This window comes from Streptomyces sp. YS415, from assembly GCF_023544665.1.
In the GTDB taxonomy this organism is placed as follows: Bacteria; Actinomycetota; Actinomycetes; order Streptomycetales; family Streptomycetaceae; genus Streptomyces.
The window spans coordinates 63,032-77,896 of the sequence record NZ_JAMJFL010000011.1 but is presented as its reverse complement, the minus strand read 5'-3'; the positions used below and the strand labels follow the sequence as shown (position 1 = coordinate 77,896).

Here is a 14,865-nt window from a genome sequence, read left to right as displayed (position 1 = left end):
CTTCGGCGTACGCTGCGGCCATGAGCGACAGAGCCGCCCTGTTGAGGGGCATCCGCGGCTGGTTGGTGTTCTTCGTGGTGTGTCTGGTGCTGAGCGGGGTCACAGCCTTCCCGCTGGTGCACGAACTGCGCTGGACCGAGGACCTGTTGAGGTCGCTGTCGGTGCAGGACCACCTGCCCGGGCTCATGGAGTGGATCGAGCGGGTGCGCCGCGGCCTCGACACCGCCGACGCCGACTACCCCTTCCTCCTCTACGGCACCGACTGGCTGGCCTTCGCCCATCTCGTCATCGCGGTCGCCTTCTACGGGCCCTACCGCGATCCGGTCCGCAACATCTGGGTCGTCGAGTGGGCGATGATCGCCTGCGCCGGCGTCATCCCGCTCGCCCTGATCTGCGGACCGATCCGCGGGATCCCCTTCTGGTGGAGCGTGATCGACATGGCGTTCGGGGTGTTCGGAGTCCTGCCGCTCTACGTGCTGCGGCAGAAGATCAAGCAGCTGGAGGCGCTGACCGCCCCCGTGACGGCCGTCGTCGGTCTGAACGCGGCGCGGGGCAGCGTCAGCGGTTGACCGTGGGGACGTGCCCCTTGCGGGCGGCCAGGAGGGTGTCGATGCGGTTCGTGGTGATCGAGTCGACGCCCAGGGCGATCAGCCGGCGCATCGAACGGCGGGTGTCCGGCGTCCAGACCGACAGCAGGTGCCCGCCCCGGTGGACGCGTTCCGCGAGGGCGCGGTCGACCAGGCCGAAACGGTAGTTGAGCCAGCGCGGCCGTACCGCCTCCAGCAGCGCGGGCCGCGGCGGTGCCAGCGTCGTCCAGGTCAGGGCGATCTCGGCGGCCGGGTCGGCGGCGCGGACCGCGAGCATGGCGGGGGCGCCGGCGCAGTAGTACACGCGGTCCGACGCGCCCGCCTCCCGTACGGCGTCCACGATCCGGCGTGCCGTGCGCAGATCCGGCCGGCCGGGCAGGTCGAGCATCACCCGGTGGCCGTCGGTCGCGTCCAGCGCCTCGGCCAGCGTCGGCACTCCGCCGCCCGTGTGCCCGAGCAGTTCGTCCGCCGACAGGGAGCGCAGCGGGCGGTCCAGCTCCCACAGCCGCTTCAGCGACTCGTCGTGCAGCAGGACGGGTGTGCCGTCGCGGGTCAGCCGTACGTCGACCTCCACCGCGTCGGCGCCTCTGCGGAGCGCCGAACGCAGGGAGTCGAGCGTGTTCTCCCGGAACAGATAGGGGTCGCCCCGGTGGGCGACCGCGGTCACGTCCTCGGTCATCGCGGCGGTCAGCTCGGTGGCCATCGGGGCGGTCAGGGGGTGAGCCAGGCGGCGGTGTACGTGTCGATCTCGGCCTTGATACGGGCCTTGCCGGGCTCGTCGAGGAAGGACGCCTCGACCGCGTTGTGCGCCAGCTCGGCCAGGCCGCGCTCGTCGAGATTCAGCAGGCGGGCGGCCACCGCGTACTCGGCGTTGAGGTCGGTGCCGAACATCGGCGGATCGTCGGAGTTGATGGTGACCAGAACGCCTGCCCGGACGAACTCCTTGATCGGGTGCTCGTCGAGGGTGCGGACCGCGCGCGTGGCGATGTTGGAGGTCGGACACACCTCCAGCGGGATCCGGTTCTCGGCGAGGTGGGTGAGCAGCTTCGGGTCCCGCGCGGAACTGGTGCCGTGCCCGATGCGCTCGGCGCCCAGGTGCGTCAGGGCGTCCCACACCGTCTCCGGGCCGGTGGTCTCACCGGCGTGCGGCACGGAGTGCAGGCCCGCGGCGATGGCCCGGTCGAAGTACGGCTTGAACTGCGGCCGGGGCACGCCGATCTCGGGCCCGCCGAGCCCGAACGACACCAGGCCCTCGGGGCGCAGCCGGTCGTCGGTGGCGAGCCGCACGGTCTCCTCGGCGGACTCGAGCCCCGCCTCGCCGGGAATGTCGAAGCACCAGCGCAGTACGGTCCCGAACTCGGCCTCCGCCGCCTTGCGGGCGTCCTCGATCGCGTCCATGAAGCCGCGCTCGTCGATGCCGCGGCGGACGGAGGAGAAGGGGGTGATGGTCAGCTCGGCGTAGCGCACCTGCTGCCGGGCCAGGTCCCGGGCCACCTCGTACGTCAGCAGGCGTACGTCCTCCGGGGTGCGGATCAGGTCGACGACGGACAGGTACACCTCGATGAAGTGGGCGAAGTCCGTGAAGGTGAAGTAGTCGACCAGGGCCTCGGGGTCGGTGGGCACCTTGGAGTCGGGGTGGCGGGCGGCCAGTTCCGAGACGATGCGCGGGGAGGCGGAGCCGACGTGGTGCACATGGAGCTCGGCCTTGGGCAGTCCGGCGATGAAGGCGTGCGGGTCGCGCGTGGCGCCCGCGAGGCCGGCGGCGGTGCGGTCGGTCAAGGTTCCTCCCCGGGAACGGCGTCCCCGGCCGGGTTGCGGCGGGACGCGGGTGATCGGCTGATCGGTGACTCGGGATCATCGTAGGCCGGAGCCCCGGGGTCCGGGGCCGCGCCGTAGCATGACGGAAGGCAGACAGAGGGGGTCCCGCGCATGCCCGAGGACACGCCGCCGCGGCGCGAACCGCCGCATCCGTCAGGACACGGGCCCGCTCCCGAGGTCCGGCTGGACAAGGGACCGGACGCGTCCGCGCCCGAGCCGAATCCGTGGGCGCCGCCGTCGGTGGACGGCCCCGGTAACACGGTGGCCTCGGCGTCGGGCACCTGGTCGGCTCCCTCCGGCCCTTCCGTGCACGATCAGCAGACGGTGGCCTCGATGCCGGGCGTCGACGCGACGGGCCCGCAGCAGCCGTGGCCCGCCCCGGCGAACCCCTTCGCGGCGCCGGGCGCCCCCTACGGCCAGGGCGAGCCGGTCCCGCCGCCGCCCATCGCCCCGGACGGCCCTGGACAGATTCCCTACGGCTACCCGGGGGGACACGGCTACCCGAGCGGATACGGCTATCCGGGCGGACCCGGATACCCGGGCGGGGAGTACGCCTGGGCCGGGATGCAGCCCATGCCGGTGCCGAGCAACGGCATGGGCACGGCGGCGCTGGTGCTCGGGATCATCTCGGCGGCGGTGTTCTGCCTGTGGCCGGTGGCCATCCTGCTCGGCATCCTGGCGCTGATCTTCGGCCTGATCGGCAGGGGCAAGACCCGCCGAGGAGAAGCGACCAACGGCGGCCAGGCCCTGGCCGGGCTCATCTGCGGCACAGCCGGGATCGTCCTCGGCCTCGCGATGCTGGCCTTCGTGATCGCTACGCGGTAGAGGGCCGGGGGCTGCCGCCGGGGCGGTGCCGCGGGGGTGACGTGGGCCGGGGCTTGTCTGCGGTGGGCGGTGACAGCTCGGGGGCTTGTCTGCGACAGGTGTTGAAGGCCCGGGGGCTTGCCTGCGGTAGGCGGTGAAGGCTCGGGGGCTTGACTCCGGTAGGCGGTGAGGCTCAGGCGCGTGTTGCGCGGGGCGCCGTACAGAGGCCTGTCACGCGAGGCGGTGGACGCTCGGAGCTCTGACGCGCGGGACGGGCGGCTCCCACCCGGTCAGCCAGCCCCCCTACTGTCCGAGCCCTCGGCCAGCCAACCCCCTACTGCCCGAGCCCTGCCCATCCGCCCCCACCCCGTCCCCTCTACCCCCGCAACCGCTCCCGCGCCTCCATCAGTGCGAAGCCCAGGAGGTTCGGCCCCCGCCACCGTTCCGGATCCATCGCCGCGTCGTCGGTCGCTGCCAGGCCGATGCCCCAGACCCGGTCCACCGGGCTCGCCTCCACCAGGACACGTCTGCCCGTGCCCAGCAGGAAGCCGCGCAGCGCCTCGTCCGAGGCGAACTTGTGCACGCTGCCCTCGACCACGATGCCGAACCGCTCGCGCGCCCAGGTCTCCTCGTCGAAACAGCGCACCAGCCGCCCGGCGTTCTTCGCCTCCGAGGGGTGCCCGGCCGCCAGGATCGCGCGCTCGGCGTCGGGGTCGCCGAACAGGCGGGCCTTGCCGGCCATCATCCAGTGCTCGGCCGTCGCGTACCGGACGCCGTCCACGGTGAACGGAGACGGCCACCACTGACTCAGACAGCTCGCGCCGACCCGGCCGTCAGGTCTCGGCCGATGGCCCCAGAAGTGCAGATACTTGATATCCGCCCCTGCGCGGACCTCCCTGACCAGGGCGTCCCGAGAATCGATCTTCACCATGCACGCGAGTCTGGCAGGAACCACTGACACTCCGTCCTGGGTTTTTCTTCTTCACTCGACACCTGGTCGACAGATTCCGTCGCGTAACCAAAAGGCAACAACGGAATCCCTTGTTGGAGTGCTATGGCTCTGTCAGGATCGGCACTCAAATCGAGCTGGAGCTACGCCACCCGCCCCCGTGGACAGCGGGGCGAAGGCGGAGGAGAGCGACATGCACAACCCGGGCAACGCCACCCCGGAACGATTCCCCGCAGCCGAGCGCTTCGCGGCCGGTGCGCAGTACATCGCGGGCCGCTTCACCCAGGGCACCTCCGGCCGCACCCACGCGGTCGTCGACCCGGCCACCGGCGAGGAGGTGCTCACCTACGAGCTGGCCGGCCCGGCCGACGTGGACGCCGCCGTCGCCGCGGCCCGCGCCGCCTTCCCGGCCTGGTCCGGGGCCACCCCCGGCGAGCGTTCCGACGCGCTGCACAAGCTGGCGGCCGTGCTCGCCGACCGGGCGGAGGAGTTCGCCCGCGCCGAGTCCCTCCAGTGCGGCAAGCCGCTGAAGCTCACCCGTGAGTTCGACGTGCCGGGCACCATCGACAACACCGCGTTCTTCGCGGGTGCCGCCCGGCACCTCCAGGGGCAGTCCGCCGGTGAGTACTCCGGCGACCACACCTCCTACGTCCGCCGGGAACCCATCGGCGTGGTCGGTTCGATCGCCCCCTGGAACTACCCGCTCCAGATGGCCGCCTGGAAGATGCTCCCGGCCATCGCCGCGGGCAACACCATCGTGCTCAAGCCCGCCGAGCTCACCCCGCTGACCTCGCTGCTCTTCGCCGAGGCCTGCACCGAGGCGGGCATCCCCGACGGTGTCGTCAACATCGTCACCGGCGCGGGCAAGGAGGCGGGCGAGCACCTCGTCGGGCACCCCCACGTGGCCATGACCTCCTTCACCGGGTCCACCGCCGTCGGCAAGCGGGTCGCCGAGATCGCCACCGCCACCGTCAAGCGGATCCACCTGGAGCTCGGCGGCAAGGCACCCTTCGTCGTCTTCGACGACGCCGACCTGGAGGCCGCCGCCAACGGCGCCGTCGCGGGTTCGCTGATCAACACCGGCCAGGACTGCACGGCCGCCACGCGCGCGTACGTACAGCGGCCGCTGTACGAGGCGTTCGTGGAGCGGACCGCTGCCCTCATGGAGAGCGTCCGGCTCGGCGACCCCTTCGCCGACGGCACCGACCTCGGCCCGCTCATCTCCCACGTCCAGCGCGACCGGGTCGCCGGGTTCGTGGACCGGGCGCGTGCCTACGCGCGCGTGGTGACCGGCGGCGAGGCCCCGCAGGGCGACCTGAAACAGGGCGCCTACTACCGGCCCACGCTGGTCGCGGACGCCGCCCAGGACAGCGAGATCGTCCAGTCCGAGATCTTCGGCCCCGTCCTGGTCGTCCTGCCCTTCGACACCGACGACGAGGGGCTCGCGCTCGCCAACGACACGCCCTACGGCCTGGCCGCCTCCGCGTGGAGCCGGGACGTCTACCGGGCGAACCGCGCCACCCGGGAGATCAAGGCGGGCTGCGTGTGGGTGAACGACCACATCCCGATCATCAGCGAGATGCCCCACGGCGGCTACAAGGCGTCCGGCTTCGGCAAGGACATGTCAGCCTACTCCTTCGAGGAGTACACGCAGCTCAAGCACGTCATGTTCGACAACACGGCGGTGCCCCGGAAGGACTGGCACCGCACGATCTTCGGGGACCGATAGCAGCCAGGCCGCCCGACCCGCGGCCGCCCCCTCCGAAAGGGCACCAAGCGCATGGAGCAGTACGAGCCCGACCGCCTGTCACCGGCCCAAGTGGCCGCCATGCGGCGCAGCCTCCGCAACGGCAGGGCCGCCCTCAGCCGCCGTTCGCTGCTGCGCGCCTCCGCCGGCGGCGCGCTCGCGGTCGGCGGTGCGGGCACGCTGAGCGCCTGCGGCATCCCGGCCGCGGGCAAGACCGAGGGCGAAGTGTCCTCGGACGACCACTCGGCCAAGGAGAAGACAGTCAGCTTCTCCAACTGGACCGAGTACATGGACGTCGACGAGAGCGAGAAGCACCACCCCACGCTCGACGCGTTCACCGAGCGGACCGGCATCAAGGTCAAGTACACCGAGGACATCAACGACAACGTCGAGTTCTTCGGCAAGATCAAGCCGCAGCTCGCGGCCGGCCAGGACACCGGGCGCGACCTCATCTGCGTCACCGACTGGCTCGCCGCCCGGCTGATCCGCCTCGGGTGGGTCCAGAAACTGGACCCGGCCAACCTGCCGAACGCCTACGCCAACCTCTCGTCGCAGTTCCGCTCCCCCGACTGGGACCCGGGCCGCTCCTACTCGTACGTCTGGCAGGGCATCTCGACCGTCATCGCCTACAACAAGAAGGCGCTGGACGGCGTCGAGGTGAAGACCGTCTCCGACCTGCTCGACAACCCCAAGCTCAAGGGCCGGGTCGGTTTCCTGTCCGAGATGCGCGACAGCATCGGCATGACCCTGCTCGACATGGGCAAGGACCCGGGCGACTTCACCGCCGACGACTACGACGCGGCGATCGCCCGCATCCAGAAGGCCGTCGACAAGGGCCAGATCCGCCGCTTCACCGGCAACGACTACACGTCGGACCTGTCCAGCGGCGACTTCGCCGCCTGTATCGCCTGGGCCGGGGACGTCGTCCAGCTCAAGGCGGACAGCCCGGACATCGACTTCGTCATCCCGGACAGCGGTTACATGACCTCGACCGACAACCTCATGGTCCCCAACAAGGCCCGGCACAAGACGAACGCCGAGCGGCTCATCGACTACTACTACGAGCCGAAGGCGGCGGCCGAACTCGCCGCGTACATCAACTACGTCTGCCCCGTCGACGGGGTCAAGGAAGAACTGGCCGAGATCGACGAGGACGCGGCGAACAACCCGCTGATCATCCCCGACAAGGCCATGGCCGCGAAGTCCCGCGCCTTCCGCTCGCTGAGCTCGAAGGAAGAGACCGAGTTCGAAACGAAGTTCGCGAAGCTGACGGGGGCGTGACAGACGTGACCACGAAGAACGACCACACCGGGGACGTCCGCCTCACCGGCATCAGCAAGACCTACGGTTCCTTCACCGCCGTGCACCCGTTGGACCTCACCGTGCCCCAGGGCTCCTTCTTCGCCCTGCTCGGCGCCTCCGGGTGCGGCAAGACCACCACCCTGCGGATGATCGCCGGACTCGAGGAGCCGACCTCCGGCACCGTCTTCCTCGGCGACCAGGACGTGACCCGGCTGCCGCCGTACAAGCGGCCGGTGAACACCGTCTTCCAGTCCTACGCCCTCTTCCCGCACCTCGACATCTTCGAGAACGTCGCCTTCGGTCTGCGCCGGCGCGGCATCAAGAGCGTGAAGAAGCAGGTCGAGGAGATGCTGGAGCTGGTCCAGCTCGGCGAGCAGGCGCGCAAGAAGCCGCACCAGCTCTCCGGCGGCCAGCAGCAGCGCGTCGCGGTCGCCCGCGCGCTGATCAACCACCCCAAGGTGCTCCTCCTCGACGAGCCGCTCGGCGCCCTCGACCTCAAGCTGCGCCGCCAGATGCAGCTGGAGCTCAAGCGCATCCAGACCGAGGTCGGCATCACCTTCGTGCATGTCACGCACGACCAGGAGGAGGCCATGACCATGGCCGACCGGGTCGCCGTGATGAACGCCGGCCGCGTCGAGCAGCTCGGCGCCCCCGCCGATCTGTACGAGAACCCGAAAACCACCTTCGTCGCCAACTTCCTCGGCACCTCCAACCTCATCGAGGCCGAGGTCGACGCCAGGAGCGGCGACGACATCGTCCTCCGGGCGGGCGGCGGCAAGCTCGTCCTGCCCGAGGCGCGCTGCTCGGCCCCCACCACCACCGGCGGCAGGGTGCTGGTCGGCATCCGCCCGGAGAAGATCTCCCTGACGCACGCCGACGACGCCGGTGAGATCCCCGACGGGCGCAACCGCATCACCGGCACGATCGCCGACGCGTCCTTCATCGGCGTCTCCACCCAGTACGTCATCGACAGCCCGGTCTGCGCCGAGCTCTCGGTCTACGTCCAGAACGTCGACCGCGACGCCCGTCTGGTCCCCGGCGCCGACGTCGTCCTGCACTGGAGCCCCGCCCACACCTTCGGCCTGGACGCCACGCAGGACATCGACGCGGGCATCCAGGAAGAGGCGGTCTGATGGCGACCCTCACCGACGCGCCGCCGCCCCTGGCGCCCCCCGCCCCGAAGAAGAAGCCCCCGCGCAGGAGGGGCCGCTGGACGCCGTACCTCCTGCTGCTGCCCGGACTCGCCTGGCTGCTGGTGTTCTTCGCGCTGCCGATGGTCTACCAGGCGTCCACCTCCGTGCAGACCGGCTCGCTGGAGCAGGGCTACGAGGTCACCTGGCACTTCGCGACCTACTGGGACGCGCTGACCGAGTACTACCCGCAGTTCCTGCGGTCGGTGCTGTACGCCGGTTCCGCGACGGTCCTGTGCCTGCTGCTGGGCTACCCGCTGGCGTACCTCATCGCCTTCCGGGCCGGCCGCTGGCGGAACCTGATCATGATCCTGGTGATCGCGCCGTTCTTCACCAGCTTCCTGATCCGCACCCTGGCATGGAAGACGATCCTCGCGGACGGCGGCCCGGTCGTCGGCGCGCTCAACTCGCTGCACGTCCTGGACGTCACCAGCTGGCTCGGCATGACGGCGGGGGACCGGGTGCTGGCCACCCCGCTGGCGGTGGTATGCGGTCTGACGTACAACTTCCTGCCGTTCATGATCCTGCCGCTCTACACCTCGCTGGAGCGCATCGACGGCAGGCTGCACGAGGCGGCGAACGATCTGTACGCCAGGCCGATCACGACCTTCCGGAAGGTCACCTTCCCGCTGTCGATGCCGGGTGTCGTCTCCGGCACGCTGCTGACGTTCATCCCGGCCGCCGGTGACTACGTCAACGCCGATCTGCTCGGTTCCACCGACACCCGCATGATCGGCAATGTCATCCAGTCGCAGTTCCTCAGGATTCTCGACTATCCGACGGCGGCGGCGCTCTCCTTCATCCTGATGTTCGCGATTCTCGTGATGGTGTCGCTGTACATCCGCAAGTCCGGCACGGAGGATCTGGTTTAAATGGCCTTCGTCAACTGGTTCAAGCGCAATCTGGTCGTCCTGGCGGGCCTTTTCACGCTCGGATATCTGCTGCTGCCCAACGTCGTCGTGACGGTGTTCTCCTTCAACGATCCGAAGGGCCGCTTCAACTACGAGTGGCAGAAGTTCTCCACCGACGCCTGGACCGACCCGTGCGGGGTCTCGGGGCTGTGCTCCTCGCTCACCCTGAGCCTCCAGATCGCCTTCTGGGCGACGCTGGGCGCCACGGTCCTCGGCGCGATGATCGCCTTCGCCCTGGTCCGCTACCGGTTCCGGGCGCGCGGCGCGGTGAACTCGCTGATCTTCATGCCGATGGCGATGCCCGAGGTGGTGCTGGCCGCCTCGCTGCTCACCCTGTTCCTCAACATGGGCGTCCAGCTGGGCTTCTGGACGATTCTCATCGCCCACATCATGTTCTGCCTCAGCTTCGTCGTGACGGCCGTCAAGGCGCGCGTGATGTCGATGGACCCGAGGCTCGAGCAGGCCGCGCAGGACCTCTACGCCGGCCCGCTGCAGACCTTCCTCCGGGTCACCCTGCCGATCGCGGCACCCGGTATCGCCGCGGGCGCGCTGCTCGCCTTCGCGCTCTCCTTCGACGATTTCATCATCACCAATTTCAACGCGGGCTCGACCGTCACCTTCCCCATGTTCGTCTGGGGCTCGGCCCAGCGCGGAACGCCCGTTCAGATCAATGTCATCGGTACCGCCATGTTCATCATCGCCGTACTGCTCGTCCTGACCTCCATGGTCGTCACCAACCGCCGCACCAAGCGCAAGGCATGAACGCAGTCGTAGGGAGTTGAAATCATGGCCCCAAGCGCCATGAGCCGTTGGACGAAGTCACTTTCCGATGCCCAGCCGGTCGCGTACTGGCTGGACGACCCCGGCAGGCCCCACCCCGAACCCGCGCTGACCGGCCCCGAGACCTGCGATCTGCTGGTCGTCGGCGGCGGGTACAGCGGACTGTGGACCGCGCTCCTGGCCAAGGAGCGCGACCCCGGACGGGATGTGGTGCTCCTGGAGGGCCGCGAGGCGGGCTGGGCCGCCTCGGGCCGCAACGGCGGCTTCTGCGCCGCTTCCCTCACCCACGGGCTGTCCAACGGACTCACCCGCTGGCCGGACGAGATCCACCAGCTGGAGGAGCTGGGCGCCCGCAACCTCGACGAGATCGAGGCGGCGGTCGCCCGGCACGGCATCGACTGCGACTTCGAGCGCACCGGCGAGATCGACGTCGCCACCGAGCCCTACCAGGCGCGGGAACTGCGCGAGTGGTACGAGGAGATCGAGCGCCGGGGCCTCGCCGAGGGCATCGAGTTCCTGGACGCCGACGCCGTACGGCAACAAGTCGACTCACCGACCTTCCAGGCCGGGCTCCACGACCGCCGGGGCGTCGCCATCCTCAACCCGGCCAAACTGGTCTGGGGCCTGAAGGCGGCCTGCGTCCGGCTCGGGGTGCGGGTCTACGAGCACACCCCCGCGCTGGACCTGAAGCCGTACGGCGCCGGGATGGTCGTCCGCACCCCGTACGGAAGCGTCCGCGCCCGCCGGGTCGCCCTCGGCACCAACATCTTCCCGAACCTGGTCAAGCGGGTGCGCGCCTTCACCGTCCCGGTCTACGACTACGCCCTGATGACCGAGCCGCTCACCGACGACCAGCTCAAGGAGATCGGCTGGCAGGGCCGCCAGGGCCTCGGGGACAGCGCCAACCAGTTCCACTACTTCCGGCTCTCCGCCGACAACCGGATCCTGTGGGGCGGCTACGACGCCATCTACCCCTACGGCGGCCGGGTGCGCGCCGAGTACGACGACCGGCCGGAGACGTACGCCAAGCTCGCCGAGCACTTCTTCACCTGCTTCCCGCAGTTGGAGGGCGTCCGCTTCACCCACGCCTGGGGCGGCGCGATCGACACCTGCTCGCGGTTCTCGGCGTTCTTCGGCACCGCCCACCAGGGGAAGGTGGCGTACGCGGCGGGCTTCACCGGGCTCGGAGTGGGCGCCACCCGGTTCGGTGCGGACGTGATGCTGGACCTGCTGGCGGGGGAGTCCACCGAGCGCACCGAGCTGGAGATGGTCCGCAGGAAGCCGCTGCCGTTCCCGCCCGAGCCGTTCGCCTGGACCGGCATCGCGCTCACCAAGTGGTCGCTGGCCCGGGCCGACGCGCACGACGGGCGGCGCAACCTGTGGCTGAAGACCATGGACCGGCTGGGGCTGGGCTTCGACAGCTGACGGTGACTCATTTCACCCGTACGGGTGAGGAGAACCCGCGTAATGGCAGGCCGGGGACCTCCCTCTCCCTCGTGACGCAGAACGCGTCCACGACGGAAAAGGGAGGTCCCCGTCATGACAGGGGCGAAGACGGCGGTCGAATGGCTCGCGTCCGTGGCACCGGATCCCGAGGCCTGCCGCTGGGAATGGGAGCGCAACCCGCTCGGGGTGGCGCTGCTGCCGGCCGGGAAGGCCTGGGACGTGCTCGTCCTGCCGGCCGAACTCGGCTACCCGACGCTCGACGTGCTCACCCGCATCCTCGACCGACCCGGGCCGGTGCTCGTCGACTTCGGCGACGCGCGCATGGGCTTCTTCGTACCGCCGGGCACCGCGGCCCGCTGGCTGGGCACCGGCATCCGCACGGCGGGCCCCGGCACGTGGATCGTGGTGCCGTACCCAGGACGTGCCACGGGCGGCGTCCGCTGGCTGGTGCCGCCGGACGGCTCCGGCACGCTGACCGATCCCGCGCTGCTCGAACTCGCCATGCACGAAGCGGCGGCCGGGCTGGCCGAGGACGACTGAAGCGGTGCCGTGACGGATGCGCGGGCACGGTGAGAAGTCTTGACAACCCGATTGGTCTGGACCAAGTTGAGCGCGTTCCACCCCTCCACATCCCCCATGCCCGGAGGCACTCGTGGACCGCTCCAGACCTTTCCTCGCCGTCCTGACGGCCACTGTGCTGGCCGCGACCGGCATCACCGCGCTCTCGTCGGCCGCCCGTGCGGCCGACGCGGACCTGGCCCGCAACGGAGGCTTCGAGTCCGGCCTCGACGGCTGGACCTGCACGGCGGGCACCACCGTCACCTCACCCGTGCGCAGCGGCAGTTCGGCGCTTCAGGCGACCCCGGCCGGCAGCGACAACGCCCGGTGCGCACAGACGGTGACCGTACGACCGGACGCCCAGTACACGCTGACCGGACACGTCCGGGGCTCCTACGTGTACCTCGGCGCGAGCGGCACCGGCACCACCGACGTCTCGGCCTGGACCCAGTCCGCCCCGGCCTGGCAGCAGCTCACCACCACCTTCCGCACCGGCCCGGCCACCACCAGGGTCACGATCTACACCCACGGCTGGTACGGCACCGGCGCCTACCACGCCGACGACATCTCCCTGGCCGGCCCCTCCGTCGACCCCGGTCAGCCGCCCGCCCCGCCCACCGGCCTGCGCACCGGCACGGTCACCTCCTCCAGCGTCGACCTGTCCTGGACCGCGGTCACGGGTGCCACCGGATACGCCGTCTACCGCGACGGGACCAAGGTCCGCACCGTGAACGGAACTTCGGCCACGGTGGCCGGACTGGCACCGCAGACGGCGTACGCCTTCCAGGTCGCCGCCGTGAACGACGCCGGCGAGTCCGCGAAGTCCGCCCCGGTCACCGCGACCACCTCCGCGGGCGGCGGCGGCTCCCCCGGCCTGCCGCCGCACGCCCTCGTCGGCTACCTCCACGCGAGCTTCGCCAACGGGTCCGGCTACACCCGGCTCGCCGACGTCCCCGACAGCTGGGACGTCATCGACCTGGCCTTCGGCGAACCGACCTCGGTCACCTCCGGCGACATCCGCTTCGACCGCTGCCCGGCCACCGAATGCCCGAACGTCGAGAGCGACGCCGACTTCAAGGCCGCGATCCGGGCCAAGCAGGCGGCCGGCAAGAAGGTGCTGATCTCCATCGGCGGCCAGAACGGGCAGGTACGGCTCACCACGACCGCCGCGCGCGACACCTTCGTCAGCTCGGTCTCCCGGATCATCGACGAGTACGGTCTCGACGGCCTGGACATCGACTTCGAGGGCCACTCGCTGTCGCTGGACGCCGACGACACCGACTTCAGGAACCCGCGGACGCCGGTGATCGTCAACCTGATCTCCGCCCTGAAGACCCTGAAGGCCCGGTACGGCGACGACTTCGTCCTGACCATGGCCCCGGAGACCTTCTTCGTCCAGCTCGGCTACCAGTACTACGGCACCGGCAAGTGGGGCGGCCAGGACCCGCGAGCCGGGGCGTACCTGCCGGTCATCCACGCCATGCGCGACGACCTGACGCTGCTGCACGTCCAGGACTACAACTCGGGCCCAATCATGGGCCTCGACAACCAGTACCACTCGATGGGCGGCGCCGACTTCCACATCGCGATGACCGACATGCTGCTCACCGGGTTCCCCGTCGCCGGAGACGCCGGCAACGTGTCCGCGCCGCTGCGCCCCGACCAGATCGCGATCGGCATGCCGGCCTCCACGAACGCGGGCAACGGCCACGTCCCGCCGGCCGAGGTCGTGAAGACCCTGGACTGCCTGACGAAGAAGGTCGGCTGCGGCTCGTACGCCACCCACGGCACCTGGCCCGCGCTCCGGGGCCTGATGACGTGGTCGATCAACTGGGACCGGTACGCGAACTGGGAGTTCCAGCGGACGTTCGACGGATACTTCGGCTGACGAGCAGGACGTAACCGGTCAGCAGGACCGTACCGAGGCACCAGCTGGCCACGACGTCCAGCGGCCAGTGGAAGCCGCGCCGGACCAGGCCGTAGGAGACGCCGAGCACGAGGGCGGCGCAGCCGGTGACGACGGCGCGGCGGGCGGCCGGGGAACGCAGCAGGGGCAGGAGCAGCAGGGTGGCGGCGCCGTAGGCGATGACGGCGGTCGCGGTGTGGCCGGACGGGAAGTAGCCGGTGGCCGGCGGTACGGCCGGGGTGCCCGGGCGGTCGGTCAGCTCCTTGAGGGGGATGACCAGGGCCGGGACCAGGCCCATCAGCAGCAGGGCGCCTGCGGCCGGCAGCCACCAGCGGTCCGTGCCGTGGCGCCGGGACCGCCAGGCCGCGTACCCCGCGCCGAGGAGCAGGACGGGCAGCGCGATCTGGACATTGCCCAGGTCGGAGAGGAGTTCACCGGCGCGGTCGGGGTGGACGAGAGCGGTGCTGAGCCGCTCGTCCACGTCCACCAGCGGGCCGTCGGCCACGACCTGCCAGGTGATCAGCGCGAAGAGAAGGGCGGGAAGCCCGAGAAGTCCCAGGAGGGAGAGGAGGGAGGTCGGCCGCCCCGGAACAGGGGGGGTGGTTCCGGCGCGGCCGACCGGATCGGATGGCCGCGCGCCCCGGGGGGTTTGGGGCGGGCGGTTGTCCGATCGGTGAGGAGATCCGGGGCCTGAGGCCCCGTATGTGTGCGCGAGGGCACGACCAGGGCGAAGCTGGGGAGGCCCCGTCCTGATGTCACCCACAGTCCCCTGTGGGCGGGGTGTATCTCTCATCTGGGTAGAACCTACGACAGGGGGTGGGCCCAGGACAGGTGGTTTCGCGTCCTGACAGAGACCTCGCACACCTT

General features: G+C 70.4%; 13 protein-coding genes and 1 pseudogene. 10 read left to right on the top strand and 4 right to left on the bottom strand.

The genetic code is table 11. From position 1 onward, the window contains the following. Positions 1 to 20: 20 nt before the first annotated feature. Positions 21 to 569, top strand: coding sequence for a hypothetical protein (locus M8H82_RS16230; RefSeq protein ID WP_250074530.1), 549 nt, complete (start codon positions 21 to 23; stop codon positions 567 to 569). Here the strand turns inward: M8H82_RS16230 and M8H82_RS16225 are convergent. Both M8H82_RS16225 and M8H82_RS16220 read right to left on the bottom strand, forming a co-directional pair. Further along, positions 559 to 1,290, bottom strand: a complete 732-nt coding sequence (locus M8H82_RS16225; protein ID WP_250074528.1) for a glycerophosphodiester phosphodiesterase — start codon at positions 1,288 to 1,290, stop codon at positions 559 to 561. The two genes, M8H82_RS16230 and M8H82_RS16225, sit on opposite strands and share 11 nt — an antisense overlap. 8 nt (positions 1,291 to 1,298) lie before the next feature. Continuing rightward, positions 1,299 to 2,455 (bottom strand): annotated as a pseudogene (locus tag M8H82_RS16220) (adenosine deaminase); the annotation flags it as partial. A 61-nt stretch (positions 2,456 to 2,516) separates the two neighbouring features. Here M8H82_RS16220 and M8H82_RS16215 point away from each other — a divergent pair. Continuing rightward, on the top strand, positions 2,517 to 3,230 hold the full coding sequence (locus M8H82_RS16215; protein ID WP_250074524.1) for a DUF4190 domain-containing protein: 714 nt from the start codon (positions 2,517 to 2,519) through the stop codon (positions 3,228 to 3,230). A gap of 355 nt (positions 3,231 to 3,585) precedes the next feature. On the opposite strand, the gene M8H82_RS16210 is transcribed toward M8H82_RS16215, so the two are convergent. Continuing rightward, positions 3,586 to 4,140 carry an NADAR family protein gene (locus M8H82_RS16210; protein WP_250074522.1) on the bottom strand — a complete coding sequence of 185 codons (555 nt, stop codon included), beginning with the start codon at positions 4,138 to 4,140 and terminating at the stop codon, positions 3,586 to 3,588. Positions 4,141 to 4,351: 211 nt separating this feature from the next. Here M8H82_RS16210 and M8H82_RS16205 point away from each other — a divergent pair, with 211 nt between their 5' ends. The 8 genes from M8H82_RS16205 to M8H82_RS16170 all read left to right on the top strand — a co-directional run bounded on the left by M8H82_RS16205 (position 4,352) and on the right by M8H82_RS16170 (position 13,980). After that, positions 4,352 to 5,887 (top strand): gamma-aminobutyraldehyde dehydrogenase, encoded by a 1,536-nt coding sequence (locus tag M8H82_RS16205; protein WP_250074520.1) that lies wholly within the window; start codon positions 4,352 to 4,354, stop codon positions 5,885 to 5,887. Between the two features lie 51 nt (positions 5,888 to 5,938). Continuing rightward, a complete protein-coding gene (locus M8H82_RS16200; RefSeq protein WP_250074518.1) occupies positions 5,939 to 7,186 on the top strand; it encodes a spermidine/putrescine ABC transporter substrate-binding protein in 1,248 nt (415 codons plus the stop codon). Continuing rightward, positions 7,183 to 8,340, top strand: a complete 1,158-nt coding sequence (locus tag M8H82_RS16195) for an ABC transporter ATP-binding protein (RefSeq protein WP_250074516.1) — start codon at positions 7,183 to 7,185, stop codon at positions 8,338 to 8,340. Before M8H82_RS16200 ends, M8H82_RS16195 begins: the two co-directional genes overlap by 4 nt. Continuing rightward, entirely contained in the window at positions 8,340 to 9,269 is a 930-nt protein-coding gene (locus M8H82_RS16190) for an ABC transporter permease (RefSeq protein WP_250074514.1), read from the top strand. Before M8H82_RS16195 ends, M8H82_RS16190 begins: the two co-directional genes overlap by 1 nt. Next, the gene (locus tag M8H82_RS16185; RefSeq protein WP_250074511.1) at positions 9,270 to 10,070 is read left to right on the top strand and encodes an ABC transporter permease; all 801 of its coding nucleotides are present in this window, start codon (positions 9,270 to 9,272) and stop codon (positions 10,068 to 10,070) included. 24 nt (positions 10,071 to 10,094) lie between these two features. Further along, a complete protein-coding gene (locus M8H82_RS16180; protein ID WP_250074508.1) occupies positions 10,095 to 11,513 on the top strand; it encodes an FAD-binding oxidoreductase in 1,419 nt (472 codons plus the stop codon). 114 nt (positions 11,514 to 11,627) lie between these two features. Next, positions 11,628 to 12,074, top strand: a complete 447-nt coding sequence (locus M8H82_RS16175) for a hypothetical protein (protein ID WP_250074506.1) — start codon at positions 11,628 to 11,630, stop codon at positions 12,072 to 12,074. 112 nt (positions 12,075 to 12,186) lie between these two features. Beyond that, on the top strand, positions 12,187 to 13,980 hold the full coding sequence (locus M8H82_RS16170; RefSeq protein ID WP_250074504.1) for a glycoside hydrolase family 18 protein: 1,794 nt from the start codon (positions 12,187 to 12,189) through the stop codon (positions 13,978 to 13,980). On the opposite strand, the gene M8H82_RS16165 is transcribed toward M8H82_RS16170, so the two are convergent. Beyond that, a complete protein-coding gene (locus M8H82_RS16165; RefSeq protein ID WP_374211668.1) occupies positions 13,919 to 14,557 on the bottom strand; it encodes a phosphatase PAP2 family protein in 639 nt (212 codons plus the stop codon). The genes M8H82_RS16170 and M8H82_RS16165 overlap by 62 nt on opposite strands. Positions 14,558 to 14,865: the final 308 nt, after the last annotated feature.

Coding starts and splice junctions, on each gene's coding strand:
- M8H82_RS16205 (WP_250074520.1), top strand. CDS start 4,352: ATGCACAACCCGGGCAACGCCACCCCGGAACGATTCCCCGCAGCCGAG.
- M8H82_RS16190 (WP_250074514.1), top strand. CDS start 8,340: ATGGCGACCCTCACCGACGCGCCGCCGCCCCTGGCGCCCCCCGCCCCG.
- M8H82_RS16225 (WP_250074528.1), bottom strand. CDS start 1,290: ATGGCCACCGAGCTGACCGCCGCGATGACCGAGGACGTGACCGCGGTC.
- M8H82_RS16185 (WP_250074511.1), top strand. CDS start 9,270: ATGGCCTTCGTCAACTGGTTCAAGCGCAATCTGGTCGTCCTGGCGGGC.
- M8H82_RS16180 (WP_250074508.1), top strand. CDS start 10,095: ATGGCCCCAAGCGCCATGAGCCGTTGGACGAAGTCACTTTCCGATGCC.
- M8H82_RS16210 (WP_250074522.1), bottom strand. CDS start 4,140: ATGGTGAAGATCGATTCTCGGGACGCCCTGGTCAGGGAGGTCCGCGCA.
- M8H82_RS16215 (WP_250074524.1), top strand. CDS start 2,517: ATGCCCGAGGACACGCCGCCGCGGCGCGAACCGCCGCATCCGTCAGGA.
- M8H82_RS16200 (WP_250074518.1), top strand. CDS start 5,939: ATGGAGCAGTACGAGCCCGACCGCCTGTCACCGGCCCAAGTGGCCGCC.
- M8H82_RS16230 (WP_250074530.1), top strand. CDS start 21: ATGAGCGACAGAGCCGCCCTGTTGAGGGGCATCCGCGGCTGGTTGGTG.
- M8H82_RS16175 (WP_250074506.1), top strand. CDS start 11,628: ATGACAGGGGCGAAGACGGCGGTCGAATGGCTCGCGTCCGTGGCACCG.